The organism is Westiellopsis prolifica IICB1, from assembly GCF_004323185.1.
Classification (GTDB): domain Bacteria; phylum Cyanobacteriota; class Cyanobacteriia; order Cyanobacteriales; family Nostocaceae; genus Pelatocladus; species Pelatocladus prolificus_A.
In genome coordinates, this window is the sequence record NZ_NAPS01000001.1 from 3,439,271 (window position 1) to 3,464,391 (window position 25,121).

A 25,121-nucleotide genomic window follows, 5' to 3' on the forward strand; every position below is an offset into this window, starting at 1 on the left:
ACAAACGGGAACCCATTTATTACAAACGGGAACCCATTCATTACAAACGGGAACCCATTTATTACAAACGGGAAAGCGATCGCGATAAACTTTGTCTAGTGGTATGCGAGCAACACACCCCACAAGCTAGCAAATACTAGTTTTGATCCCGATTTTAACTTGAGCTTAATTCTTAAAGTAGAGTTAAGCAGTAATTAAAAATGCATATACTGCAATTACCAAGCAAGAAATTTTCAGCCCCTAGTCTTATATGTACTAGGAGCTTTTTTTAATTAGATTATCTATTTCAAATCAGGTGTATATCTAAAAGAATGGTAGTAATTGAAGTACTACTTTCGGCTAATTAATAGTTAATTCTGTTGGTAGATTGGATATCAATGTTGAGACTGTTAATCTGTATTTGTTAGTAGAAAACGTTTACCAAATACAGAACAATGAATATTCTTGCTTGGATTGTTTTAGGTTTAATTGCTGGTGCTATTGCCAAAGCTATCTACCCCGGTCATCAAGGCGGCGGTATTTTAGGAACAATTATCTTAGGTATTATTGGTGCATTTGTTGGTGGTAGTCTAGGCGTGTTCTTCGCTACGGGACGCTTTGCACTGGCGGCTGCTTCTCTGAGCATTCCTGGTATTTTAGTCGCAGTTCTGGGTGCAATTGTTGCTATTTTCTTGTGGAATGCATTAAATCGTCGTACTGTGTAATTAATGAAATTACACTCAATTTATAATAAAACTCAGGGAATGCATTACATTATATTTTTCCCTGAATTTAAAGAAAAAAGTAGCGTCTATCTAAATATAGGTAGGCGCTATTATTGTTTTTTAGGACTTACGCACGGGTAACAGAAAAACAAACCGCAGAGACGCAGAGTACACAGAGGAATGAGAGTTTGAGAGGTTTTTTGCGTAAGTCCTATTTTTAATAAACTTTGTGCCGACTTATATCAGGTTCGGATAATTAGTTATACTTACCACAGTCATTGCACCCCACCCCTTAATCCCCTCCCCGCGTGCGGGGAGGGGAGGTTTTGGCTTTAGACAAAACCGGGGTGGGGTTCTTCGCGAATTATAAGTAATCAAGCGAACCTGATATTATTTAATTGGCGCTGAAGACAGAATTTGTGATTGTGTTTGCTTGTACTCCAATTAGAGAAGCTAACAAATCACCAGTACTTGTCACACTGATTAGTGTGTTATTTGCATCTGCACCAATACCTTGGGTAATTGTGATGTCTGCAAAATTTAAGCCATTTAACTCGATTCGATCTTCTGTGAATCCGAAGTTTTCAATCTGATCAAATCCTTCGCCAGCAGCTAGCACAAAGGTATCACGACCACTACCACTAAATACTTTATCGAAGCCTGAACCTGAATCTATTTTATTATTACCAGCTTCAGCATAAATTACGTCATCACCATTACCAGTGGAAATTTGATCATTACCTTGACCAGCATAGATAATATCGTTACCTTCACCACTTTCTATTTGATCGTTGCCATTTCCAGCATAAATCTTGTCATTCCCAGCTTCGCCATAAAGCTTATCGTTACCTTCACCACCGTAAATAGTATCATTTCCATCACCACCATAAATGGTATCGTTGCCTTCATCACCTTCCAAAAGATCGTTACCACCTAAGCCTGTAAGAGTATCATTTTTTTCTAAACCCCGAATGCGATCGCTTGCGGCTGTTCCTACGAGATTATCATTACCTGGTGTACCAACAATCTCGTTGTATACTTGAGATAGTTTAAAGCTAGCCATCACCGGATCATGGTCACTGACTTGATCAGCAAACTCAGAGTTAATATGCACAACATCAAATTCAGAACCACTGACTAAATTGTTACTCACCAAAATGTGGTCAAGTACTTGGGAATTACCTTCAAATACGTAAGTATATTGTTCATTTACTGGTAAAGTATCAACTAAGTTAGTCAGGACACCACCCTTCAAGGTTGCAATGGGATTGGAAAACTGAAAGTCGTTGAGATCACCCATGACCACAACATTAGCGTTGGGGTCTGCTGCTAAAACGCTGTCTACAAAATTATTGACAATTTGAGCTTGTTGTGTACGTTGTGCCTCAGAACTAAGTGTTGGTGGTTGGAAGCGTCCGAATAAGGGTTGGTCGCCACCCTTAGAATTAAAGTGATTGGCTACTACAAATACTGTATTACCATTAAAGACAAACTCACCCACCAAAGGCTTACGGCTATTAGCAAAAGCATCACCATCTGAGAGGTTGGTGTCAACTAGGCGACCAGGACTAGCTGAAAGTTCGCCATTTACGACTGTTGTATCGGTCGTCGATGTCCCACCTGGACGGTCTACAAAATCTACACGGTTAGGATTATATAAGAAACCAACACGAATATTACCACCTGGTTCACCGCCATCTTGGTCATCCACCGGATTAATTTGACGGTATTCGTAAGTTGGACCACCAGCAGCTGCGATCGCATTAATTAAAGTTTGGTAAGTTAGATTTGCATCAACAACAGAGTCATTTGTAGCGCCGTTGTTGTCTTGCACCTCTTCTAAACTAATGATATCTGGTGACTTGAGATTGTTAACAATCGCATTTGCCAAGCTAGTAAACTTGTCACTACCATCACCAGGATCGAGGTTTTCAACGTTGAAGGTGGCAACAGTTAGTTTATCTTCACTGGCTGTAATTGTTGTTGTCTCCCGAGTCAAATTACCAGAAGTTACACTTGGCAAAGAAGTAGTATTTAAGAGCTTAAAGTTACCAAAGCTGTAATCGATTACACCTGTAACTGAACCATTAAAGCGATCGCCTACATTTACTTTTGGTTCATTTGTAATGATGGCATCATCAATAATAATCCGTTCTGGGTTAAAATCTCCTGGCTGGATGACAATTCCGCCACGATTTGTCCGGGTACTAGCGTTAACACCATTATCAGCAAGTACAGGGATTTCACCAAAATCATTAGTAGGGCCGACTGCTACTGCATTATTTACCTGCACTCGCATTCCTTCTACACTTTCGTAGAAGTCAATCCCATCTTGAGACGGATCAAAAGTGCCGCTAGTTTCCACATTACCAGTTGCATCGTCTTCAATCACCGTTGTGGGGATTGTTCGTCCACCGTTGCCGAGAATTGTCGCTGTCGGTAAAGTATTATCGTTTGATAATACGGTGATTGTGGGATTATTGCTAATTTGGGTAATCGAAAGATTGTTAGTACCCCCAGAACCACCAGGACGAAACTCTGTTACTGTACCACTAACTAAAATCGAAGCGCCAACGGTGACTGTGGGTGCAGAAGAAGTAAAGACAAAAATCCCTTCGGAAGTCGCATCATTGCTGTCAGGATTGGGATCTTGTAAATAAAAGCCATTAGAAACGACAGCTGTAACAATACCAGGAACATTGCTAACTGTTTGACCAACAAGGGGTGAAACGTGGCTAGCACCTTGGATATCATGAATACGGATATTCCCAGCCGTAACTTCATTATCTGTGACTGTGACGGTGGTTGCGCCGTTGGTAAAGCCCGATGCAGTAGCGTTAAGAGTAACAGTTTGTGAACCATCTGCGATCGCATCATCCACAGCAGCAATATTAAATGTTGCGGAAGTTTGTCCCGCTGCAATTTCTACTGTTGTGGGAACAGTTGCCTCACTAGTATCATTACTAGTTAAAGTCACGCTCAAGGCGTTGTCTGTGCTTCCCGTACGAGTAACTGTACCAATCGCCGCATTGTTTCCTGCTGTTTCTGAAAAGCTAGTAGGAGAAACAGTTAAACTCAGCGACGGTGTCTGACCATTTGTCGTGTAAAATCCTAAATTATCGAAAGTATCGGTAGCGTAACCATCCCACTCCACACTTGGATCAAAAACATCAAAGGGATTAGTATCACCATTGATCAAACCACTTTTGCGACGCAGGGTATTATCTGCTGTACTAGTCAGTCCACTTCCCCACTCTGTACCTGGATCAAAGCCAATTTGACCAATAGAATCAATTATTGCGCCATTGACACCACCTTGACGCAGGACGATCGCATCATCACCATTAAACCATCCTGCGCCATTGGTTTGATCTGCCTGACCAAGAATTACTGCACTGGCGCTACTTTGAGCAAGCACGAAGACATCGTTATCTGCGACTGTACCAGTGAGATTAATTGTCAAACCGGCAGAAGTGCTACCGTTGAAATATACCTGGATAACATAGCCATCCAAACTCAAGTCAATGGCTGCACCAGTACCGTTATAAATTTCTAGTGCTTTATTGTTGCTGCTTCCCTCAATATATTCCGAGAAGAACAAATTAGCCATTAATACCTCCAGGATCAAAGAAGTCAAATTGAGATTTTTCCTGACTTCATAAATGTCACTAGAAGTTTAAGAATGAATTATTTTTTGCTTAATTTTGCACTGAAAGCTCAATTTTCATCAAGTTTTCTTTCTGTCTTGGTGTCTTGGTGTCTTGGTGGTGAAGAAAATTTATTTAACCACTAATACCAATTTAATATGAAGACGCATACAAAGACCCCACCCGCGCTAACGCACACCCTCCCCGCTTGCGGGGAGGGTTGGGGAGGGGTAAAATTCTATGCAGCTTCACGAAGAATTGGTATAAGGCACAAAGACACGAAGATACCTACTTCAATCGTCTTCGTATTCAACCCAACTATTGGGGGTTTCTGACACCGCTACTTTCAGTTGCACATCTGCTGGGAGTAGTTTTTTAGTTTTGTCATAGATATATTTAGCAATCATCTCAGCAGTTGTTTCGTACTCAGGAGGTAAAATTTCGTTGAGGATGCAGTGATCAAGTCCGCCTTTAGAAACATCTTGCTTTGCCCAGCGTAAAGTTCTAAAATCAGCTACCATCACTGGGTGTGGACAATATTGAGAAGAATGTAACTTGGATGCGGTTGCTTCGATTCGCACCGTATAATTATGCCCATGCATCCGACCGCAGGGGCCATCGTAATCTTTAATGTAATGGGCGCTGTTAAACGAGAATTCAGTTACTAGTTTCCATTTGGGCATTGAATATTGCCTCGCAGCCAGTTCCGACACAAAATATAGAAGTATATCTTTTTTGATCGTAACTGTGCTTTTAGGTTTGGTGAGTGCGGCTGCATATAGAATTTAGGGCTACGCCGCCGCAGTTAATTTGATGTGCTAAGATGCCTTGACTGATATCTTGCACCAACCCCGTATCCCGCCTCAGAATTAATTCTCAGGCTAATAGCATAAGTCCGTTAAAACGCAATACGGTTCAGATAAGACCACAATCTCTTGTAGAGACGCGCCATGGCGCGTCTCTACAGGTCAAATTTTTGCACTAAAAATCCTTAACTGAACCGTATTGCGTTAAAACGGACTCAAACATCGTCCTAGTCAGATTTATCTGACTTTAGCTATTAGCCAATAAATTTATTTATTGGCGGGATGAAAAGCTGATACAAGATATGAGTTGATGAATGACCAACATTTTGCAAAATCTAAAATCCAAAATCGATAGACCACTCCCACGTCAAAAACAGATGCACATGGACACCATTGCTCTTACTGATCTTAATTTGTTGTGTTTATTGCAACTGGCTAGTCCGAGTTTACCAGTAGGCGGATATAGTTATTCTGAAGGTTTAGAAACTTTAGTTGAAGATGGCGCGATCGCTCAGAGAGAAAATCTCAAGCATTGGATAGAAATGGAATTACGTTATGGGGCGATTCGCATCGAAGCGGCTGTTATGCTCCGGGGTTATTACTCAGTACAGGCGAGAGATTTGCAGAGTTTATCTCGTTGGAATCATTGGTTGTCAGCGGCGAGGGAAACTGAAGAATTACGTGCTTCGAGTTTGGGAATGGGGCGATCGCTCATGCGTTTGCTAGTCGAATTACAACCACAAATTCAAGGGATAGCCGATGCTGTGGGTAACTGTTGTAATTATGCGATCGCTTTTAGTGTTGCTGCTGTCCATTGGCAAATAAATATACAAGCAGCCTTACTAGGATATCTATATTCTTGGGCAAATAATTTAATCACCACCGGAGTCAAACTCGTTCCTCTTGGTCAAACTTCGGGGCAAAAATTATTACTAGAACTACAGCCTTTACTTAGTCACGCCACAACACAAATTCTCAATTTAGAAGATGATGAACTTAGTTGCTGTACTTGGGGATTATCTTTGGCGAGTATGAGACATGAAACGCTGTACACAAGATTATTTAGGAGCTAATCAATTTTGGATTTGCCCAATACCCCATGCCCCATGCCCAATACCCAATGCCCAATGCCCAATGCCCAACACCAGTGTATTCACCATTTATTTTTTCAAAACTTGTTACATTAAGATTAAATCGCTTGACTGGAGTATTTATCCATGCTTGAGGCGGGGCAAATATTGCGCGTTCGCGAAGCGACTCCACAAGAGTCTCGCTACCAACTCAAACAAAAATTGGGACAAAATGCAGGTCGTCAAACCTGGTTAGCTGAGGATCTCGCAACTCAACCAGCAGAATTAGTCATAGTCAAGTTTTTAGCGTTTGGTGATCAGGTACATTGGGATGATTTGAAACTATTTGAGCGGGAAGCAGATGTTCTCAAACAATTAAATCATGCTCGCATTCCTAAGTATCGCGATTATTTTTCGATTGATGACCGTATTCTCTGGTTTGCTTTAGTTCAACAATATATTCCTGGTTCATCTCTCAAAGAATTACTCAATCAAAGACAAAAATTTACTGAAGAGCAAGTCCGAAAATTTGCCTCTGATGTTTTAGAAATTCTGATTTATTTACACTCATTAATCCCCCCTGTTTTACATCGGGATATTAAACCAAGTAATTTAATTTTGGGTGAAGATCAACAAGTTTATTTGGTTGATTTTGGTGCAGTACAAGATCGAGCCACAGCTCAAGGAGCTACTTTTACAGTAGTGGGAACTTATGGATATGCACCCATCGAACAATTTGGTGGTCGAGCCGTTCCAGCTTCCGATCTTTATGCTTTGGGAGCAACATTAATTCATTTAGTAACAGGTACTTCTCCCGCCGATTTACCACAAAGAAATATGCGGATTCAATTTAGCGATCGCACTAATTTAAGTCCTCATTTTCTGCGTTGGCTAGAAACCCTCACCGAACCAGATGTTGAGCAAAGATTTCACACAGCGCCTCAAGCTTTAGAAGTTCTCAACAGTCGTCTAACCACTTATTCTGCTGGTTTAGTTTCTCAACCTCATGGTAGCCGCATTCATCTTAAAAAAACAGTTAATTATCTAGCAATTAAAATACCAGCACGAGGAATACAATCTTCCGATAGTTTTTTATTATTTTTTGTGAGTTTATGGTATGGAATTCTGCTGTTGTTCACAGGAGGTATTTTCCATCCTTTTTTATTAATTCATTGGCTGGTTGGTTTATTACCACTGAGTATGTTGATCTTTCCTGCTTTTGGAGAAGTATATATTCGTTTTGATCATAAATACTTTTTCATGGAGTGGGAATTATTTGGTCAATGCTATCGCAGAAAGCGAGGAAATACTTCAGCTATTCACAATGTCAGTATCAACCGTGAATCAATTTCTGTGAATCATCGACCCTTAATGGCAATTAGTATTGAAGCAGGAGTTCAAAAATACAAATTTGGTGCCTTTAGTCCAGAAGTAGCTGATGTAGAACAGCAATGGTTAGTTAAAGAAATCAAAGATTGGTTGGGACTTTGAGCTTATACCTACGTGAAAAATCAGACTGTCCTAGTCGGAAAGTTCATCTTTAGCAAAATTTACTTAAAGATAGCCGTAATTATATGGTGATCTACTAGACTAGTTGCTAAAATTACTGTAAGTATAATTATCAGGTAGTCACTTAATAGTCTCCCTGTATTTACTGAGATATTTCTCTTTGCAGTATTTAGACGCAATTCATTACACACATCGTTTTCCCAATCCCCAATCCCCGATCCCCGTTACCCCTTATCCCCAATCCCCAACCATTAACTACTAACAAATAAAAATGAAAATAGCTTTCACAACTAGTGATCAAGTTCATGTCAATGCTCATTTTGGTTGGGCAAAGATGATTGATGTTTATGAAGTTTCCCAAGATGGTTATCAATTTGTAGAAACTATCAAATTTAATGGAAACCTCAAAGAAGATGGTAACGAGGATAAACTTGTTCCCAAACTTAATGCTTTAAAAGAATGCACGATTGTGTATGTTGCGGCAATTGGTAGTAGTGCTGCTGCCAAATTACTGAAAACAGGTGTCACTCCAATTAAAGCACGTTCCGAGCAAGATGAAATTGCTGATACGCTCAACAAATTAGTTGAAACTCTCAAAGGTAGTCCACCACCTTGGTTACGTAAAGCTTTGCAGCAAAAAAATCTGAATTTTGATGAATTAGAACTAGAAGAAGAAACAACTGTATGAGTGCAACAAATAGTGTTAACGGAACCGCCCCTAGTGAAGTTGTAAATTCACCTTTTTTGAAAGCGATCGTTCAACAAATTCGTGGTCAAGATACTTACGGTGTTTTCCGCAATTGGTCAGATGAATTAATCCTCAAACCCTTTGTAGTTAGCAAACAAAAGAAACGCGAAATATCTGTTGAAGGTGAGGTAGATCCAGTAACCATTGCCAGAATAATGGCATTTTATCGTGCTGTTGCTGCTCGTATTGAACAAGAAACTGGTTTGTTATCGCAAGTTGTAGTTGATTTAAGCCACGAAGGTTTTGGCTGGGCGTTAGTTTTTTCTGGTCGTCTTTTGTTGACAGTCAAAACCTTAAGAGATGCTCATCGTTTCGGTTTTGAATCGCTAGAAAAAGTAGCAGAAGAAGGAGAAAAACTAGTTCAAAAAGGCATTGAACTAGCTCAAAATTTTCCTGAAGTTGGAAGATTATGATTAGTCATTAGTCATTGGTCATTAGTCATTGGTAAAGAAAAAAGAAAAATGACGAATGACAAAGGACAAAGGACAAAGGACAAATGACGAAGATTGAAGAACTACAAACTCAAATCAAGCGCCTCAATAGTAAAGCAGGTCAAATGAAAATGGATCTGCATGATTTGGCGGAAGGGTTGCCAACAGATTACCAAAAACTTATGGATGTTGCGGCTGCGACTTATGAAATTTATCGTCAGCTGGATGAACTAAAGCAACAACTCAAAATCATGGAGCAAGGCAAATGAGTGAAGATTGGAACAAATTCCAAAAGCTTACACAGGCGGAGGAATATTTTGAATTTTTTGGTCTACCTTATGACCAAACAGTTGTAAGTGTAAATCGTCTACATATTTTGAAAAAATTCTCCCAATCTATTCAAGAAATTGATGAGAATTATACTGACCTAAATTCAGAAGAGAGATTAAATAAATATTGTGAGGCTTTACAACAAGCTTATCAGGTTTTTCTGGAATCCACACCTCAAGAACAAAAGCTGTTCAAAGTATTTAAACAGAAGCCTAAAAATGTAGTCACGCTGACAGAAATCACTTCTGATTAGGAGGTAAAAAGTGATAGACCTAACGCCTACCGAGTTAGAACGTTACAGTCGCCAAATGATGCTCCCGAATTTTGGCGAAGTAGCGCAGAAGCGTCTCAAGTCAGCAACTGTTCTGGTGACAGGTGTGGGAGGATTAGGCGGTACAGCAGCGCTTTACTTAGCAGTAGCAGGTGTTGGGCGGCTGATCCTAGTCCGGGGTGGTGATCTGCGACTGGATGACATGAATCGTCAGATTTTGATGACGCACGATTGGGTTGGTCAACCAAGAGTTTTCAAAGCCAAAGAAACTCTCGAAGCCATCAATCCTGATATCCAGGTGGAAGCAGTTCATGAGTATATTACTCAGGACAATGTTGACTCCTTGGTGAAATCTGCTGATATGGCCCTAGATTGCGCCCATAATTTTACGGAGCGTGATCTGCTAAATGCTGCTTGTGTACGTTGGCGCAAACCAATGGTGGAAGCAGCAATGGACGGGATGGAGGCTTATTTAACTACGATTATTCCTGGTGTGACGCCTTGTTTATCTTGTCTATTTCCAGAGAAACCAGACTGGGATAGACGCGGGTTTTCAGTTTTAGGTGCTGTATCTGGAACTCTTGCTTGTTTGACAGCTTTGGAAGCAATCAAGCTGATCACTGGCTATAGTCAACCTTTGTTATCACAACTACTGACAATAGATTTAACCCGCATGGAATTTGCTAAACGTCGTTCCTATCGCGATCGCTGCTGTCCAGTATGCGGTAACAATGCACCTTGGAGATACTTGCAATCGAAATCCACAGTCATTAGTCATTAGTCATTGGTCATTGGTCAATGGTCAATCGTCAATGGTTATTGAAATTGGACTGTTGACTCTGGACGCTGGACTATTGACTTTGGACAAATGACAAATTTTTAAAACTCAGGAGGTCTGATGACTGTTACTTTGACAGAGAAAGCAGAATTTCGTCTACGGACATTTTTAGCAGGTTCTGCTCCCGATGCCAATGGCGCCACAAAAGGTATCCGCATATCTGTTAAAGATGGTGGTTGCAGTGGTTATGAATATGCAATGGATGTCACCAGCCAGCCAAAATCAGACGATTTGGTCATCCAGCAAGGGAAGGTTACTCTTTACGTTGATGCTGAAAGTGCGTCATTACTAAAAGGAATTGTCATCGATTTTATTGATGGTGTAATGGAAGGCGGCTTTAAGTTTATCAACCCCAACGCAACAGAAACTTGTGGTTGTGGCAAATCATTCAAAACTAGTGATTGTCAATCAGCAGGTGTACCTTGCAACTAATAAATGAATGTTGCTGGTTCTTTGTTATTTGTTGTTGAGAAGCAACAAGTCACAAACAACTATCAACAAACAAATATCAACAAATTTATTTTTGAGGAGAACACAACAATGGCTACCTACCAAGTAAGATTAATCAACAAAAAAGAAGACCTCGACGCCACAATTGAAATTGACGAAGATACTACTATCCTAGAAGGAGCAGAAGAAAATGGTATTGAATTACCTTTTTCTTGCCACTCTGGTTCTTGCTCTAGCTGCGTTGGTAAAGTAGTTGAAGGTGAAGTAGATCAATCTGAGCAAATCTTCTTAGATGATGAGCAAATGTCCAAAGGATTTGCATTACTTTGCGTTACCTATCCTCGCTCTAATTGCACAATCAAAACCCATCAAGAACCTTATCTTGTCTAAATATTTCATTTTTTTCTCCCCTGTATTTTTCTTTCCTTAGCTCTTCTCGAAGTCATAGCTATGACACGGCTATGACTTCTTTATTAAAAAATAAAAATTTATACTTAATGAAGTGAACAGTTCATAACAATCATTTTTCAAATGTTTTTCTTAATTATAAGATAACGTATTTTTATAGTTATTTTCTTATTCTTTAGATTATTTTTATAAATAAATATCTATTTTTTGATTTTATTAATTATAGATCATTGCAATTTTTATACGTACTAATACCTCTACACTCTACCCACTAACAACCAACCACTAAGTATTAAATGTTTAACAGTTTTAGTGTCACTGGTTCCTCATTAGAATTACTAAAAATTGGAGAGCAAGGAATTATTCTGTTTTGTAACACTCAGGACGAAAAGATTCTAAATCAAGTGATATCTTTGGGTCTAAGTCCGGGAATATGCTTTACGTTAGAACAAAATTTTCCTAACGTCGTTATTAAATTCAATTCACAAAAATTAGTGATAAATAAGGAAATTGCTAGTCAAATATACGTTCGCTTATTGAATAAATAATTACATGTTTAGCACTATTAAATTCTTGATTTTATTCTTAGTGTCTTAGTGGTGAAAAAGATAATTTTTAAAACACAAAGACACTAAGAAAATTTGATTCGGTAAGTTACACCAAGATATGTACCTTTTCTTCTCAAATTAAAAATATGATTGAGAATACCGTCACACGCTACTATCACAACTTTTTACAAGTTGTTCGGAGTTACTATCAACTTACAAAACCTCGAATTATTCCTCTGCTATTGATTACTACAGCTGCTAGTATGTCGATCGCATCTGAGGGAAAATTAAATCCGATATTAATGTTAGTAACTCTGGCTGGTGGTACTTTTGCTGCTGCTAGCGCTCAAACTTTTAATTGCGTCTATGATCGCGATATCGATTATGAAATGGAACGGACGCGCCATCGTCCTTTACCTTCTGGGCGTGTCCAGCCTACTCATGCTTTAATATTTGCGATCGCTTTAGCTTGTATTTCTTTCACTTTGCTGACAGTGTTTGTGAATTTACTCAGCGCTTTGTTAGCAATGTCTGGGATTTTATTTTATGTGGGGGTTTACACCCATTTACTCAAACGCCATACTTCACTGAACATCGTCATTGGTGGTGCTGCTGGGGCGATTCCGATGTTGGTAGGTTGGGCTGCGGTAACTGGTACACTTAGTTGGACAGCATGGTTATTGTTTGCGATTGTTTTTTTGTGGACACCTCCTCATTTTTGGGCGTTAGCTTTGATGATTAGTGAAGATTATGCCAAGGTAGGTGTACCGATGCTGCCTGTAGTTACTGATAATATTACCGCCGCTCGGCAGATTTGGGTATATACTTTAATGCTTGTCCCTGCGACATTTTTATTGATAGATCCTCTGCAAAAAATGAGTGTGATTTATGGCTGTATAGCTTTTATTATGGGAGCTATCTTGATTAAAAAAGCTTGGACGCTTTTGCAAGATTCAGAGAATAAACAATCTGCGCGATCGCTCTTTCTTTACTCTATTCTCTATATGATGCTTTTATGTGCTGCTATGGTAGTTGATAGTCTACCAGTCACTCACTATTTCACTCAAATAATGATGAGATTGGTTAATTGAATTGTGTCTTTTGTTGTTTGTTGGTTGTGACAACAAACAACAAATAACTAGATGATTTTTTAATCAACAGCAACCATGACATCTGTTGCTTTCACCACAGCATAAGCTTCTTTACCTTCAGCAAGTTGAAGGCTATCTGCTGAAGATTTTGTAATGATAGCAGTTACTTCTACACCAGGTGCTAATTCTAATATAACTTCGGTGTTGACAGACCCTGGTACAACTTTTTTTACAGTAGCTTTCAGAGTGTTACGAGCGCTTATTTTCATTTTTTTGTATCTTGACCTATTTGACTCAATAATATTACTCATCCAATCAGAACATACATGTATTTCTTTAGATTGTTTTTATGTTTATTAGGTTGTAAATTATACAAGATAAAATATATTGATATACTCTGTTTTGTGACTAGTTTATAAATATAGCAAACGTAATTTATTATTGATTATTGTACCTAGAAAAATTTTGAGATTCATAGTAATAATGATATATAACTCAGAACCCCGACTTATTAAAAAAGTCGGGGTTATTGTCTCTCATAAAAATTAATTTTTAATTATTTAGTTACCTAATATACAGACAAAATAATTATTTTTATAATGATACTAACAAGCTTCCTATCAACAAAAATAATTCTAAACAAACTAAAAATTATCTACAATTATTCTTTATTAGTAGTCCGCGCAGGTGTACTAATCTGTCTGTACTAACGAAATAAAAATAATTGACAAGTCAAATGCCTTCAAGCCTGGTTTCCTTAGTAAATCTATTTATTGATAATAAAATGGGTAATATGATCAGATTTCAATAATGAGAATATTTTTTTATAGTTGTTAATTGAGATTTAAATACACATATAGCATCTGAGAGACAAGATCCCCGACTTCTTAAAGAAGTCGGGGATCTGGACTTTGCGATTTTTACAAATCATATAAGATTGCCATACTCAGAATATTTTTTATGTAAAAAGTGCTAACTTACTATAAAACTAATAATATTAATCATAAATTTACTTTTTTTTAATCGTTTTGTTAATGAATATTACTGCAAAGTTTTATAACTGAATCCTTGCCTAATTTGCTGAGAGATATAAGATATAAATGTAGGATAAATTGTTGCCTGTCAACCAAAATGAACCTGTAAAAAGTGATTATCTAATTCTCTAATTAATGATATTCTACATCTTGGCTAGATTCTCTATTTCAGACGATTAAAGATGTATTTTAGTTATTGATAATGGGTAAATGCGTAAATCTTATTCTAAAAAATAGCCAAGTTTATTTAGAAATTAGAGAACAAAAATTGGCTAAAATTAATTCATAATCACTTTTGACAGCGGTGACTTTCAGGAATTGCAATTAAGCCTAATTATTTAGATTTAAAACAGGCGTGTATCTTCAACACTCACGCAGCTAGGAAAGAATTACAGAATTGATTTCCTTACATCAAGGAAAAGGAGCAGAAATTATGAGAGCCAAGCATATTATGACTCAAGATGTAGCTACTATTCGTGGTTCAGCTACTGTGGCAGAAGCAGTCAAACTTATGAGGCTTAAAGAATTACGAGCGTTGATTGTAGAACCTCGTAACGATGCAGATGCATACGGGATTGTTACCGAAACTGATATTGTATCTAAGGTGGTTGCCTATGGAAAAGACCCCAAACAGGTACATGTTTATGAGATTATGAGTAAGCCTTGCATCGTTGTCAATCCCGACCTTGATGTGGAATATGTTGCACGGTTATTTTCTAATACGGGTGTTTGGCGTGCGCCTGTGATTCAAGGTGAATTACTTGGCATTATTTCTGTTACTGATATTATTACCAAGGGTGATTTCCTTGAAAAGCCCAAATTAGCTTTCTTGCAAAAAGAACTCCAAAAAGCCGTATCAAATGCTCGTTCAATTTCTACTAACTACGGTGGGGATTCTAAAAAAGCTGTAGAAGCTTGGGATTTTGTAGACGAACTCGAAGCAGAAGCATGTTTTTATGGCGCACCAAAACCAGAAAAAACAGCTAGACAACTATTCTGTAATGGACGTAATCCAGTAAGTGTAGGTTAATAAGGTAAGTATTAAATTATGTAGGGTGTGTTAACTAAGTCTAACGCACCCTACATATTTGATATTTACTTTGTTAATGATCTTTTTATGTAATTATATTTGAGAACTTTTATCAAAATTATTTTTATAATCAAAATACCCTTAACTAGAGATGTTTAGCTGTCGATTATAGTAATTGACAGGCTCGCAATTCGCATCTATAAGTTGGAATTTGAGAATTATTTTCTCACATTCTTGATAAATTGATTTGACATTAACTTAAAGATTGATATTTTACAAGATAATAGTATCAAGGGATTCTTTTTTTTAATATTTTCTGTTTATCATAAATCTAGCTGGAACTATCCAGAGATGAACCTAAGATTAATTTTTAATTTTAACGTCAGTAAAACAAACCTCTCATACCATTTCACGTTAATCGCGATACACATAAATAATGTAGAGACGCGATATATCGCGTCTCTACAAAAAAATATGTTTCACTTTTAAAGGAAATTGGTATGACTTCTATCTCATTATGCAAAAACAAGAGAAATTATTAATGTGAGAAACAGGTTTGTTCAGAGGGAATTTTTACCAATTCAACTCACGTTAATCTTAATAATTTTATTATCATTCATATAGTAATAATTGGAGGTTGCTATGTAACCAATATTTGTAATTTGCGAACTAAAAAAGATCTATAAGTTTGATCATATTGAGTGTAAATTATATAGACTAGTTGAGAGAGAAGGAGATGAACAAGGAATTTTTACCAAAGGATGATTTACATCCTCTTCAGCTAACTTCAGCAGATATTATATTACGGCAGCAACTAGAAAATTCTATTAGTTGTTATTTTTATAATGCTTGCGATCGCACTATTCAAAAACTATTATCTAGTTGTCGCTGGTACATTCTTAGTCACGCCAATGCTTTGACTTTAGTAGTTGAATGTCCAGACCAAATTACTAACTGGCGTGTTCTCCAAAAAATCGTGCCAATGGCAGCAATTTTAGGCGACATTATCAACAGTGCCAAAATTCGCGTTTGTCCGCCTAAAAAGCAGGGATTACCTTTTGAAATGAGAGTAGATGAGCTAGCAGTTTATCGAGATCGGGCGTAATCCGATTTTAGACTTTAGATTTTGGATTTTGGATTAAATCTAAAATCTCACTCTAGTCATTTTTGGACTTGAGAATAGTTAGAATTTCTGCAAAAACCAAGTCAGCAGATTTTTGAACAGCAGGACTCAAATCCCAACCAAAATCAAGATTTGCCGCTTCAATTAAATAAACTATCACCTCTTGCGGAAAATCATTTTGAAAGATTTTTCTACCTGCGGCTAAAGCATTATCCCAACGAAAATCATGCAAATTATAACTGGGTTCTGGTAGAGCCTCTAGTTCTTTACCAGGAACTTTAAACACAGCGCCTGGTTCGGAACCTGTTGCACTTGCATCAATAATGATTAACTGTTTACAGCCTCTTGCTTGAAACATCACTTCCATCCCAGCAGTACCACAATCATAAATTTGCACATAAGGATGGGGATGTTCAGCAAGATATTGTTGTAAGCGTTGGGCGACTATGACACCCACAGCATCATCGCTGCGGTTGAGATTTCCGCAACCAATAATTGTTATTTGTTCTTGGTCATTTGTCATTTGTTGTTCGTGAATTCAGTGGGGTGGGTAAGGCTAAACAAGTCTAACGCATGATTTTTTCCAAAACTCTTTCAGAACTATAACAAACAACTAAAATAGACATTAGTGTTTGGTCTAGTAGACTTAAAGGCAAGCCCAAAATGGTACAAGCACTATCTAAAACGCTGACATTGGCGGAGTTTCTACAATTACCAGAAACTAAACCTGCTAGTGAGTACATTGACGGTAAAATTATCCAGAAACCAATACCACAAGGGAAACATAGTGCAACCTACCGAAATTATACAGATTCAGTCTCGTTACTTATAGTACAAGGAACTTGATTCTGAGTGACATTTGTGTTGATAATTGGCTAACACTGCCTTTAAGCCGACCGACCAATAATGGTTGTTTGTCGTTTGTATTCCTAAAATTTGTAGCGACTGTTTTAAAAAGTCACGCGATCGCATGAGATTTTGTGCTTAACTTGCAGAAACGGAACTAGAGCAGAGGTGAAATATAGAACTCCTATGTGATTTTTGAAAAAAACTCAGTACACTTTCTGTTAAGAGTTCCCCGTTAAGAGTTCCCTACCTTCACGAGTAAGTTCATAAATCAAATCGGATTGCTATAGCATTTAGTTAATTCATATTGCGATTCAAACAAAGCTTATAGGTGTGTTGTACCCTAAAGCTATTTGCTTCCATGATTGAAAAGTGATGAGTTTAACCCATGAATTTTGAGTGGGATGAACGAAAAAACGAACTTAATATTGACAAGCACGGTTTCGATTTTGCTGATGCTTATCGAGTTTTTGACTTGCCGATGGCGGTTGACCTTGATGAGCGCAACGACTATGGTGAAGATCGATGGATCGGAATTGGACTACTGGATGGACGTGTGGTGATAGTTGTTTACACTGAGCCTGATGAAGCAACAATTCGTATAATTTCCTTAAGAAAAGCACTCTCACATGAAAGGAAGCGTTATGAGCAATACCTCAAAAACCGATTGGTCTAGAATTGACGAAATGACTGACGATGAAATTGACACCTCGGATATTCCCCCTCTTACAGACGAATTCTTTTCAAAGGCAAAGTTAAGAATGCCTGCATCGCCATTGGCTACAGTTGCTATTCGTGTTGATTCTGAAACTCTGGCATGGTTCCAATCAAAGGGTGAAGAAGCTGAACAGCATATGGCTGCTGCACTACGAATCTATGCAGAAGCACAAAAAAAAGCTGCTACCATGCATCAATCAGCATAACAACTCTATATCATTGGTCACAAGTTAAGCTAAAAGCACTTTTGTCAATAAGTACAAATGCTCGTATTTGTCGGAGTGAAAAATTAAAATGTGGCGCTATTTATTAAGGGAGGGTTGGAAAAAAAATTCTTCGGGGCTTCGTTGAGTAGCAGGAAAGGGGGAGACAATCAGCCTGGTATTAGGTTTTCGCTCTCGCTTGACAATTCCTAAATCCCGATTTTTGGGGTCAGCAAAATACTTAATTGGGTCTGACTCTAATCCTTTTTCATAAGCTACAGAAAAATGATACATACCTCGATAAATCATCTCTAAAGAAATATGCTCGAACGGTATTTCTAATTCATCTGCTACTCCATCTCCTAAATCTACTAAAATCGCATAAAATAGCCAAGTTCCCCAGATTTGTAATTGCACTCCATTGAGAGAACCAGTCCATAAATAACTTAAACATAGTAAGCGTTTCACCGTACAAAACGTATCCTCAATTCGCCAGCGTCTTCGATATAAATCTGCTACTACATAAGGGGGTAAAATTTGGGGTTCAAGTACACTAGTTAGATAGGAATGCCATGTCTTTCCTGACCGAATTTCTACTAACCTTACAGTGACAATAGGTGTTTTTTTTGTGCCAGAACCTATCTTAATAATACGGTCTTTGATGTCATAACTACTGGTTAATACCTGCTCTACTTGATAAGATGCCCCTTTCTTTATCCGAGTAATAAAATCAATTTTTCTGTTAATTAGTTCTTGCCAAAAAGTAAAATGATAGAAGCCTCTATCTAGCAGCAATAAGGTGTTGGCTTTCACTAATCTAAGTAAATCTCCCTCCCAATGAGTATCTGCTTGCTTGGGATTTGTCCAAAACAAAATTTCTACAGGGAGATGAGTTACTAAATCCATTAGTGTTCCCATTTTTCCCGCTAGTTGACCCTTTGGCGCATCTTCTAAACTTTTTAGTTTACAGAATAATGCTTCCAATGTTGAACCGTCTGCTATCCATATCCTTTCAAATCTTTTTAATGTAAATTGTATGCTTTCTGGTAATGGTCGAGAGCTTCTCAAAGACCATGCGTTTCTCAGATGAGGTAGTAATTCTTTAAAGACTCGTTCAAATAAAATGGCAGGAAAAGTTAAAAATCTTTGCGATAATGCTTGTTGTCTAACTTTTTGGGGTTCACACCACAAAAATCCCTCTCTGTTTAATAATCGGGTTAATTCTTGTACCCCAGGAACTTCTCGCCACAATAAAGTTAATACGGCGGCCACCATTAATGGTAGGTTGAGAATCCTGTCTCTTAATTTCAGTTGGCGGTAGTAGCTTTTTTGGGCAGCGATGGCTGGAGTTAATAGGTTTTCTAACCGACTGGCGATCGCTTCATTTTCCAGTTGCGGACGATTCTTCTTCTTCGCATGGTCTCGGTTAATGCTCTTGGTGCTACTCATGTGGGTTTAAGGGATGTCTCAATTCCTTTTTGGATATAGCTTGAGCGCCTATTTTACCGATTTTTGACATACCCCCTTGACAATTGGCTCTTTTTCTTAACTTGTGACCAATGACTCTATATTGTTTTAATTCACATCAGGTGTAAATCAAGAAAAGAGAAATATTCCCTGATGTTTTTTATTTACAAACAAAATCTAGTTTGTATTGTACCATTATTTTTAATACAAATTAAATGAAAAATACTTTTATTAATCAGCAAAAAGTTTATATTAATACATTATTAATAATAGTTCACTATTGACATTTAGTAATTATAGTTCTGATTAAAAAATACATTTTTTAGTTTTGTTTAAGAATATTATCGTTGTATGCTAATTGTTAAGTTTTAAGTCTAAAAGTTAAACTAAATTCATCCTATCCTACAACCAAGCTAATTCTTAATTAACCAGATTTCGCCGCACATAAATTATAACCAAATTGGTTAGGTATGAATGCTGGTAATGATATTTTGAGATGCCAATCTTGGAAATTGAGCTTATATGCAGTAGACATACCCAGGAGAATTTTATGCTTGAGTATCTAACGCGTTTGAACGACCACAATTTACCCTATCCAGATACAATACATCCCATCGTTGTTCACTTTGTGATCGCAATGGTATTGTTTGCCTTCTGTTGTGATGCGATAGGTTATTTTACCCGCAACTCCCGGCTATTCGAGGTCAGCTGGTGGAATATGTGTCTTGCTACCGTCGCTATCTTTGTGGCGATCATTTTTGGTCAATTTGAAGCAGGTTTGGCAACACCTTATCATCTAGCAAAATCAGTGTTAAATATACATACTCTGATTGGCTGGTCACTTTCAGGAATTATTGCTGCAATTACAGCTTGGCGTTATGTAATTCGTACGCGCAACCCCCAGAAATTACCCATTGGCTATTTGGGAGTAGGACTACTTCTAGTCACCATCGTTGGTATGCAAGTATATCTAGGAGATCAACTTGTTTGGGTGTATGGACTGCACACAGTACCGGTAGTTGAAGCAGTAAAGGATGGTATTTTGCGATGAACGCAGAACTGATTGATCAATTGGGAGCGCAACTAGGCGCGAACGGACTTCCCTACAGCATTCCTATTCATCCCAACTTAGTTCATCTGACCTTAGGTCTGTTTATCATTGCGATTCTCTTTGATATTGTCGGTGTATTTTTCCCCCTACATCAATTCGTCTACAAATATTTAGCATTACCAGTCGAACGTGCGAACTTCTTCGATGTTGGCTGGTATAACATGCTCGCCTCAGCCTTGATTACCTTTTTGACAGTTGCAGCAGGTTTTTACGAAATCATGCTTGCACAAGCACCAGTGGATGTCAAGAGCGCCTGGGGTATGCAAGCAATGGAAACAATGCTTTGGCATGGTGTGGGTGGTGTTATACTCCTAGCACTAATTGTCGGGATGACGGTCTGGCGAGGATTCCAGCGCTTTATTTGGCGCAAACACGAAGATAGACAAGTGCAGTTGAGTTATCTAGCTGTCGGAATGGCGATCATGTTTGTGATGTATGTTCACGGCACATTGGGAGCGCAAATGGCTGCGGAATTCGGCATCCACAACACCGCCGACCAATTGCTCAGAGTTGGTCAAGACCTCAACGCCATGATTAAGTAAGTCCTTTGTCCAAAGTCAATTGTCAATTGTCCAGAGTTTTGACAAATTACTATTGACTATTGACCATTGACCATTGACCCTTGACTTTTTACTATGAAAATCCAGAAATTACTAAAAATACTGACCTTTGCAACGAGTGCGATCGCACTGACTACTACCAGTCTCTGGATTGGAAAACAGGCTTATTCCTGGCTTCCTCCCCAAGCAGCTGCGGAATCATTACTCGTTGATGACTTGATTAGCTTCTTGGTAACACTTGGAGCATTTATCTTCCTGGGTGTCACCGGAACCCTGATGTATTCGGTAATTTTCCATCGGGCGAAAAAAGGTGAAATCATCGACGGGCCACCTATCGAAGGAAATATTACCCTCGAAGTCGTCTGGACAGCCATCCCCATTATGCTAGTGCTGTGGATTGCTGGTTACAGCTACCAAATCTACGAGCAAATGGGAATTCAAGGCCCAAATGAACATGTCCATTTCCGTATGCCGATGGGGATGGAATCAGCTTATGCAGCACCAAAGGAGGAAGCGGGGACACGGGGACACGGAGACACGGGGAATTTATCAAAAACACTCTCCGCATCACCGGATCTCACACCCTCCGCGTCTAACCTAGAACCTGTAGAAAAAATCGACGTTCTTGCTAAACAATGGGCTTGGGTCTTCCACTATCCAGAAAAGAATGTCACCAGTAGCGAACTGCACTTACCAGCTAATAAAAGAGTGCGTTTAGCACTGCAATCTGAAGATGTTCTTCATGGCTTATACGTACCAGCCTTTCGCCTCAAACAAGACATAGTTCCCAACCAAACTATAGACTTTGAATTCACTCCTATTCGGCTTGGTAAATATCAACTCACTGATTCTCAATACAGTGGTACATACTTTGCAACTATGCAAGCCGATGTTGTCGTTGAATCACCAGAAGATTATCATCAGTGGCTGACCAAAGCTGCAACCCGCAAGCTTACCCCAGCCAAAAATCAAGCAGCTTCTGAATATGCTCAAGCAGATGGCTGGACAACTGTCGCCCCTGCTGAACCACCTCTGGTTAATTATCCTGGTTAATAGGAAAACAAAGCGATGACGAACATTACCATCGAAAATATCGGTATCGCAGGTGAACAAACCCATCACCCCAGTCCTGATAACTGGAAGCGATACTTCAGCTTTAGCACCGATCACAAGGTCATTGGTATTCAGTACCTTGTTACCTCATTTATCTTCTTTCTTGTTGGCGGTATCTTTGCCATGATACTGCGGGGAGAACTCATCACCCCTGATTCAGATTTGATTGATCGTACCATGTACAATGGCATGTTTACCATGCATGGTACTGTCATGCTGTTCCTGTGGACATTCCCATCCTTAGTTGGTATAGCTAACTACCTCGTACCCCTGATGATCGGGGCGCGGGACATGGCATTTCCTCGCCTCAACGCTGCCGCTTTTTGGATGGTTCCGGTTGTCGGCATCCTGTTGATGGCTAGCTTTTTTGTTCCTGGTGGTCCAGCCCAAGCTGGCTGGTGGTCTTACCCGCCCGTCAGTCTCCAAAATCCCACAGGTAACTTAATTAACGGACAAGTCATCTGGTTGTTGGCAGTAGCCATTTCTGGTGTATCTTCTATTATGGGAGCAGTCAACTTTGTTACCACAATTGTCAAGATGCGCGCACCAGGGATGACCTTCTTTAGAATGCCCCTGTTTGTTTGGGCAGTATTCAGCGCTCAAATTATCCAACTTTTCGGACTCCCAGCCTTGACAGCAGGCGCAGTTATGCTGTTACTCGACCTCACCGTTGGTACTGGCTTTTTTAACCCAGCGAACGGTGGTAATCCAGTCATGTTCCAGCATTACTTCTGGTTCTATTCACACCCTGCTGTTTATGTAATTATTTTGCCCATCTTTGGGATTTTCTCAGAGATATTCCCGGTTTATGCTCGTAAGCCTTTATTTGGTTATAAAGTAGTTGCCGTTTCCTCAATTTTAATTGCCGTAGTGAGTGCGATCGTCTGGGTACACCACATGTATGTTAGTGGTACTCCTGGTTGGATGCGGATGCTTTTCATGTTGACGACTATGTTTGTCTCCGTACCCACTGGGATTAAAGTATTTGCCTGGGTAGCGACGATTTGGGGCGGTAAATTACGCCTAACTACACCCATGTTGTTTGCTTTGGGTGGATTGGTGTTGTTTGTCTTCGCCGGAATTACAGGTATCATGCTGTCTTCTGTGCCTGTGGATGTTCATGTCAATAATACTTACTTTGTTGTTGGTCACTTTCACTATGTCCTTTACGGGACGGTAACTATGGGGATGTATGCAGCCATCTACCATTGGTTCCCCAAGATGACGGGCAAAATGTACTATGAAGGCTTGGGTAAGTTGCACTTTTGGTTAGCGTTTATTGGTACTAATCTTAACTTCTTTCCTATGCATCCATTGGGTTTACAAGGGATGTTGCGTAGAGTTGCTTCCTACGCTCCAGAGTATGAGTTATGGAATATTGTTGCTAGTGTTGGTGCGTTTATGTTAGGTATGTCTACTCTACCTTTTATTTTAAATATGATTAGTGCTTGGGTAGGTGGCGAGCAAGCATCGGCTAATCCTTGGCAAGCGATTGGTTTGGAATGGGAAGTTTCTTCACCACCACCTGTAGAAAATTTTGAAGAGATTCCTGTGGTGATTAGTGAGCCTTATGGATATGGAAAATCAGAGCCTTTAGTGGCTCAAACTCATAGGCATAACTATCTGTCTACTAACCCTAATTTGACGAGTGTAGATTGATGCGGCTAGATAATGCGGAGAGTTCTGTAAGAAGATTCTCCGCATCTTCATTGAAAGAATATTGATTACAAACCGCAGAGGACGCAGAGTACACAGAGAAAGAGAGTAAGGAGAATTTCAGGAATGGACGGTTATATGATTTCAGAGGAGTTGCATCTGCATCAAGCGGAGCATTCTCACGATGAAGAAGGCAATAAAATGTTTGGCTTCGTTGTGTTTTTGTTGTCTGAAAGTGTTATTTTTCTGAGTTTTTTTGCTGGATATATTATTTATAAACTCACAACTCCTAATTGGTTACCGGCTGGTGTTGATGGGTTAGAGGTGGTTGCGCCTGCTATTAATACGGTGGTTTTGGTTGCTAGTAGTTTTGTGATTTATTTGGCGGAACGGGCGCTGCAATGTCACAATTTGTGGAAATATCGCCTGTTTTTATTGGCAACTATGGCGATGGGAATTTACTTTTTGATTGGACAGGCGATTGAGTGGAGAGGTTTGGAGTTTGGTTTTACTTCTGGCGCGTTTGGTGGAATGTTTTATCTGCTAACGGGTTTTCACGGTTTGCATGTTTTGACTGGAATTTTGTTACAGTTAATTATTTTGGTGCGTTCTTTTATTCCGGGTAATTTTGAATCTGGTCATTTTGGTGTGAATGCAACTTCACTTTTTTGGCATTTTGTGGATGTGATTTGGATTGTGTTGTTTGTGCTTCTCTACGTTTGGCAGTAAATTACCTGACAACCAAAAAACCAAAATCAACGATAAACCGTCTTGGGTGACTTATACCTCAAGCGGTTTATTTTTGTTTTGCTCTGAGTGCGATCGCGTAGCGGCTGCTTTGCAGCATTGCTTTCACTAAGCACAAAAGCTAAAGGCGATCGCACTCATATTTTTTGAAATCAATCAAAAAATTCGATTCAGAAAACGATTCATACTGCGTTTTGCTAAAGCTGTGATCGTAAGTGAAGGATTAGTACAAGCTGTCGAACCAGGGATGAGAGAACCATCAACAACAAATAAGTTGCGATCGCCATAGACAAGACCATGAGATAATAAGCAACACGCCGTCAATGCAATATATGTCAAGTAAAAGAGTATTAGGAATTTATTAAATTTATAATAACTGTCTTAACTGTCTTAACTGTCCTTGCATTCTCATTAAATATCTGAGAGAGTAAAAACAATCAAGTTTATAAACATGCATTTTAAGCGACTTCCAGCTTTGGCAAAAGTAAAGACAGACGCTTTCAGGTAGCAATTATATGTGCTGCTGCAATAGTATTGTGCATTCTCCACAGGACTAATGTCTTGTGGCGAAAATTGTTGTGTTGAGTTGTCTTTTGCGTGCCATACAGTTCTTGGAATAAAAGGAAAAACCATGAATTTATTACGCAAACCTTCCCAAGTAAG

At 38.9% G+C, this 25,121-nt stretch carries 27 protein-coding genes and 1 pseudogene; 22 read left to right on the top strand and 6 right to left on the bottom strand.

From position 1 onward, the window contains the following. Positions 1-434: 434 nt before the first annotated feature. Positions 435-704 (top strand): GlsB/YeaQ/YmgE family stress response membrane protein, encoded by a 270-nt coding sequence (locus B4U84_RS14065; RefSeq protein WP_017312680.1) that lies wholly within the window; start codon positions 435-437, stop codon positions 702-704. Between the two features lie 394 nt (positions 705-1,098). Here B4U84_RS14065 and B4U84_RS14070 read toward each other — a convergent pair whose 3' ends face one another. Together B4U84_RS14070 and B4U84_RS14075 are read right to left on the bottom strand one after the other, a co-directional pair. Beyond that, complete coding sequence (locus tag B4U84_RS14070) at positions 1,099-4,314, bottom strand: DUF8508 domain-containing protein (protein WP_131118570.1); 3,216 nt, start codon at positions 4,312-4,314, stop codon at positions 1,099-1,101. A gap of 330 nt (positions 4,315-4,644) precedes the next feature. Continuing rightward, positions 4,645-5,034 (bottom strand): 6-pyruvoyl trahydropterin synthase family protein, encoded by a 390-nt coding sequence (locus B4U84_RS14075; RefSeq protein WP_131118572.1) that lies wholly within the window; start codon positions 5,032-5,034, stop codon positions 4,645-4,647. Between the two features lie 506 nt (positions 5,035-5,540). On the opposite strand from B4U84_RS14075, the gene B4U84_RS14080 reads away from it, so the two are divergent. The 11 genes from B4U84_RS14080 (at position 5,541) to B4U84_RS14130 (ending at position 12,851) form a co-directional block, all read left to right on the top strand. Further along, entirely contained in the window at positions 5,541-6,230 is a 690-nt protein-coding gene (locus B4U84_RS14080) for an urease accessory protein UreF (protein WP_131118978.1), read from the top strand. 144 nt (positions 6,231-6,374) lie between these two features. Then, complete coding sequence (locus tag B4U84_RS14085; RefSeq protein WP_131118574.1) at positions 6,375-7,718, top strand: serine/threonine protein kinase; 1,344 nt, start codon at positions 6,375-6,377, stop codon at positions 7,716-7,718. A gap of 289 nt (positions 7,719-8,007) precedes the next feature. After that, positions 8,008-8,424, top strand: a complete 417-nt coding sequence (gene nifX / locus B4U84_RS14090) for a nitrogen fixation protein NifX (RefSeq protein WP_102149476.1) — start codon at positions 8,008-8,010, stop codon at positions 8,422-8,424. Then, the gene (locus tag B4U84_RS14095; RefSeq protein ID WP_131118576.1) at positions 8,421-8,897 is read left to right on the top strand and encodes a NifX-associated nitrogen fixation protein; all 477 of its coding nucleotides are present in this window, start codon (positions 8,421-8,423) and stop codon (positions 8,895-8,897) included. The genes nifX and B4U84_RS14095 overlap by 4 nt, the downstream gene beginning before the upstream one ends. Before the next feature lie 83 nt (positions 8,898-8,980). Next, positions 8,981-9,184, top strand: a complete 204-nt coding sequence (locus B4U84_RS14100; RefSeq protein WP_017312646.1) for a CCE_0567 family metalloprotein — start codon at positions 8,981-8,983, stop codon at positions 9,182-9,184. Beyond that, the gene (gene nifW, locus B4U84_RS14105) at positions 9,181-9,498 is read left to right on the top strand and encodes a nitrogenase-stabilizing/protective protein NifW (RefSeq protein ID WP_017312647.1); all 318 of its coding nucleotides are present in this window, start codon (positions 9,181-9,183) and stop codon (positions 9,496-9,498) included. Before B4U84_RS14100 ends, nifW begins: the two co-directional genes overlap by 4 nt. A 10-nt stretch (positions 9,499-9,508) precedes the next feature. After that, on the top strand, positions 9,509-10,297 hold the full coding sequence (locus B4U84_RS14110) for a HesA/MoeB/ThiF family protein (protein WP_131118578.1): 789 nt from the start codon (positions 9,509-9,511) through the stop codon (positions 10,295-10,297). A 117-nt stretch (positions 10,298-10,414) separates the two neighbouring features. Continuing rightward, the gene (locus B4U84_RS14115; RefSeq protein ID WP_131118581.1) at positions 10,415-10,786 is read left to right on the top strand and encodes a HesB/IscA family protein; all 372 of its coding nucleotides are present in this window, start codon (positions 10,415-10,417) and stop codon (positions 10,784-10,786) included. A 108-nt stretch (positions 10,787-10,894) separates the two neighbouring features. Next, entirely contained in the window at positions 10,895-11,194 is a 300-nt protein-coding gene (locus B4U84_RS14120) for a 2Fe-2S iron-sulfur cluster-binding protein (RefSeq protein WP_026082099.1), read from the top strand. Between the two features lie 314 nt (positions 11,195-11,508). Further along, positions 11,509-11,760: a FeoA family protein gene (locus tag B4U84_RS14125; protein ID WP_131118583.1), complete on the top strand. Its 252-nt coding sequence runs from the start codon at positions 11,509-11,511 to the stop codon at positions 11,758-11,760. Between the two features lie 146 nt (positions 11,761-11,906). Then, a complete protein-coding gene (locus B4U84_RS14130; protein ID WP_131118585.1) occupies positions 11,907-12,851 on the top strand; it encodes a heme o synthase in 945 nt (314 codons plus the stop codon). A 59-nt stretch (positions 12,852-12,910) separates the two neighbouring features. Here the strand turns inward: B4U84_RS14130 and B4U84_RS14135 are convergent, their stop codons facing one another. Next, positions 12,911-13,120: a TOBE domain-containing protein gene (locus B4U84_RS14135; RefSeq protein ID WP_016862633.1), complete on the bottom strand. Its 210-nt coding sequence runs from the start codon at positions 13,118-13,120 to the stop codon at positions 12,911-12,913. 1,198 nt (positions 13,121-14,318) lie between these two features. On the opposite strand from B4U84_RS14135, the gene B4U84_RS14140 reads away from it, so the two are divergent. Then, complete coding sequence (locus tag B4U84_RS14140; protein WP_165490285.1) at positions 14,319-14,915, top strand: CBS domain-containing protein; 597 nt, start codon at positions 14,319-14,321, stop codon at positions 14,913-14,915. Between the two features lie 736 nt (positions 14,916-15,651). Then, on the top strand, positions 15,652-16,020 hold the full coding sequence (locus B4U84_RS14145) for a hypothetical protein (RefSeq protein ID WP_017312654.1): 369 nt from the start codon (positions 15,652-15,654) through the stop codon (positions 16,018-16,020). A gap of 52 nt (positions 16,021-16,072) precedes the next feature. Here B4U84_RS14145 and B4U84_RS14150 read toward each other — a convergent pair whose 3' ends face one another. Further along, positions 16,073-16,561, bottom strand: coding sequence for a hydrogenase maturation protease (locus B4U84_RS14150; protein WP_017312655.1), 489 nt, complete (start codon positions 16,559-16,561; stop codon positions 16,073-16,075). Positions 16,562-16,701: 140 nt separating this feature from the next. Here B4U84_RS14150 and B4U84_RS14155 point away from each other — a divergent pair, with 140 nt between their 5' ends. From B4U84_RS14155 to B4U84_RS14165, 3 genes are all read left to right on the top strand, one after another. Further along, entirely contained in the window at positions 16,702-16,884 is a 183-nt protein-coding gene (locus B4U84_RS14155) for a PDDEXK family nuclease (RefSeq protein ID WP_476425380.1), read from the top strand. Between the two features lie 388 nt (positions 16,885-17,272). Continuing rightward, positions 17,273-17,560: a BrnT family toxin gene (locus B4U84_RS14160; RefSeq protein WP_017312658.1), complete on the top strand. Its 288-nt coding sequence runs from the start codon at positions 17,273-17,275 to the stop codon at positions 17,558-17,560. A 10-nt stretch (positions 17,561-17,570) separates the two neighbouring features. After that, positions 17,571-17,807 carry a BrnA antitoxin family protein gene (locus tag B4U84_RS14165; protein ID WP_196797879.1) on the top strand — a complete coding sequence of 79 codons (237 nt, stop codon included), beginning with the start codon at positions 17,571-17,573 and terminating at the stop codon, positions 17,805-17,807. A gap of 96 nt (positions 17,808-17,903) precedes the next feature. Here B4U84_RS14165 and B4U84_RS14170 read toward each other — a convergent pair whose 3' ends face one another. Next, the gene (locus B4U84_RS14170; RefSeq protein WP_131118587.1) at positions 17,904-19,253 is read right to left on the bottom strand and encodes an IS4 family transposase; all 1,350 of its coding nucleotides are present in this window, start codon (positions 19,251-19,253) and stop codon (positions 17,904-17,906) included. Between the two features lie 568 nt (positions 19,254-19,821). Here B4U84_RS14170 and B4U84_RS14175 point away from each other — a divergent pair. From B4U84_RS14175 to B4U84_RS14195, 5 genes are all read left to right on the top strand, one after another. Continuing rightward, entirely contained in the window at positions 19,822-20,322 is a 501-nt protein-coding gene (locus B4U84_RS14175; protein WP_131118589.1) for a DUF2231 domain-containing protein, read from the top strand. Beyond that, positions 20,319-20,924, top strand: a complete 606-nt coding sequence (locus B4U84_RS14180) for a DUF2231 domain-containing protein (RefSeq protein ID WP_131118591.1) — start codon at positions 20,319-20,321, stop codon at positions 20,922-20,924. The genes B4U84_RS14175 and B4U84_RS14180 overlap by 4 nt, the downstream gene beginning before the upstream one ends. Before the next feature lie 93 nt (positions 20,925-21,017). After that, a complete protein-coding gene (locus B4U84_RS14185; protein WP_131118593.1) occupies positions 21,018-21,995 on the top strand; it encodes a cytochrome c oxidase subunit II in 978 nt (325 codons plus the stop codon). 15 nt (positions 21,996-22,010) lie between these two features. Continuing rightward, positions 22,011-23,714, top strand: coding sequence for a cytochrome c oxidase subunit I (gene ctaD / locus B4U84_RS14190; protein ID WP_131118595.1), 1,704 nt, complete (start codon positions 22,011-22,013; stop codon positions 23,712-23,714). A gap of 123 nt (positions 23,715-23,837) precedes the next feature. Continuing rightward, complete coding sequence (locus B4U84_RS14195) at positions 23,838-24,440, top strand: cytochrome c oxidase subunit 3 (RefSeq protein WP_131118597.1); 603 nt, start codon at positions 23,838-23,840, stop codon at positions 24,438-24,440. Positions 24,441-24,614: 174 nt separating this feature from the next. Here the strand turns inward: B4U84_RS14195 and B4U84_RS14200 are convergent. Then, positions 24,615-24,761, bottom strand: a pseudogene (locus B4U84_RS14200) (GMC oxidoreductase); the annotation flags it as partial. Positions 24,762-25,121 lie beyond the last annotated feature (360 nt).